The organism is Waterburya sp. (genome assembly GCF_058530065.1).
The window spans coordinates 1-1,532 of the sequence record NZ_JBZNBU010000429.1 but is presented as its reverse complement, the minus strand read 5'-3'; the positions used below and the strand labels follow the sequence as shown (position 1 = coordinate 1,532).

General features: G+C 39.6%; 3 protein-coding genes. 2 read left to right on the top strand and 1 reads right to left on the bottom strand.

The window, feature by feature from the left end:
* Positions 1-128: 128 nt before the first annotated feature.
* The gene (locus AC33VI_RS23225; RefSeq protein ID WP_491784632.1) at positions 129-599 is read right to left on the bottom strand and encodes an RNA polymerase sigma factor; all 471 of its coding nucleotides are present in this window, start codon (positions 597-599) and stop codon (positions 129-131) included.
* Between the two features lie 8 nt (positions 600-607).
* Between AC33VI_RS23225 and AC33VI_RS23220 the strand changes: the two genes are divergently transcribed.
* Both AC33VI_RS23220 and AC33VI_RS23215 read left to right on the top strand, forming a co-directional pair.
* A complete protein-coding gene (locus AC33VI_RS23220) occupies positions 608-793 on the top strand; it encodes a hypothetical protein (protein WP_491784631.1) in 186 nt (61 codons plus the stop codon).
* A partial coding sequence (locus tag AC33VI_RS23215) for a Type 1 glutamine amidotransferase-like domain-containing protein (RefSeq protein WP_491784630.1) occupies positions 772-1,532 on the top strand: 761 nt, incomplete at its 3' end. The genes AC33VI_RS23220 and AC33VI_RS23215, both read left to right, overlap by 22 nt.

Genomic DNA, 1,532 nt, shown 5'->3' with positions numbered 1-1,532 from the left:
ATTTCCCGAAGCTTTGGAGGCATTTCGTACCGCCATGTCTTATCGTTTTGTTCAGTGGCTCAATGATAATTTGGACGTTTTTACTGCTTACAAAGCTAGTTTGGGGTTAGTTTGGGCTTAGTTTTTGTTTAAGTCCCGCTAATCTCTTTTTGAGAACGATCGCCAAAATAAAATAGAGTTATCGCCTCTCTTTCTCTCGTCGGCAATAGTTCGATCGCTTGATGAATCATAGTCTTTAATTCTTGCTGTTCGGCAATGTTAAAAGGATTTGGTTGAGTTGCGATTGGCTCGTTAGTTTGCTCTAAAGAAATTGAAGGCAGACGTTTTTTGCGCGTTTTGCGATCGCAGTGTTTAAAGACAATTCTTTTTAACCAACCAGGAAAAGCAGCAGGTTTGAGTAAAGAATTTAGTTTTAAATAAGCCTCAATAAAAGCTTCTTGGGCTGCTTCTTCAGCTAGAGAAAAGTCTCCCAAGATTGAATAGGCATAACCCACTGCCAAATTCTGATACTCCCGCACAATCTTACCGTAAGCTTGGCGATCGCCTTGTTGAACTTTGGTAATTAAAGTAATTAGTGTCTCTGGTGGTTTAAGGGTCATTACAAACTATGGTTTTCCCGATATTAATAAGACCCGATGAAGAGATAAAAGGTTTGCAAATCAGAAAATTTATCTGGTGGCGATCGCAACATAACAGCAACAAGCCGATTTTCCAAGCTGGTCAGAAAATTCGCTTTAGAATTAACTCAGCTAGTTTAGTTTATCGCTCGCCATGTCAATCAAATCTCCTCTGAAACAGATAGTAGCTATGGGTGGAGGTGGCTGGGGAATGGAACCCGATAATCCTCTATTGGATTTTTATATTTATAATCTGTCAGACAAAGCAGAACCTCGCGTTTGTTTTGTACCTACCGCTAGCGGAGATTCAAAAGAATATATAGAGAGGTTTTACCAGCATTTTGCCCCCAAACCCTCTCAGTTATCTCATTTGTCTTTGTTTGAACCTTCTACTGCCGATCTAAAATCTTTTATTTTTCAGCAAGATATTATTTATGTTGGTGGTGGCAATACCAAAAATTTGATTGCCCTATGGAAAGAATGGCGATTTGACAGTATTCTACGTGAGGCTTGGGAAAGAGGAATTATACTATGTGGTGTAAGCGCAGGCTCAATTTGTTGGTTTGAAGAAGGAGTAACGGATTCAATTCCAAGAAATAGGACGGTTTTAAAATGTTTGGGATTTCTGCCTCATAGCAATTGTCCTCATTACAATTGGGAAACCTATAAAAATGGTTGTCATCGTCTGTTGTCTGAAGAATTGCTCGGTGATAGTTACGCTGCTGACGATGGAGTTGGGCTACATTTTATCGGCGATCGCTTGCATCATATTGTTTCCTCTCGTCCTCAAGCAATGGCATATCGTTTGGGAAAGCAAAACGGTAAAGTAATAGAAAATCCATTCAAGCCCCAATATTTAGGGGATTATATTTTAATCGTATTTGAGCCAGCATTTGTCCCAATCGCCACTTCTCT

Coding starts and splice junctions, on each gene's coding strand:
- AC33VI_RS23225 (WP_491784632.1), bottom strand. CDS start 599: ATGACCCTTAAACCACCAGAGACACTAATTACTTTAATTACCAAAGTT.
- AC33VI_RS23220 (WP_491784631.1), top strand. CDS start 608: ATGGTTTTCCCGATATTAATAAGACCCGATGAAGAGATAAAAGGTTTG.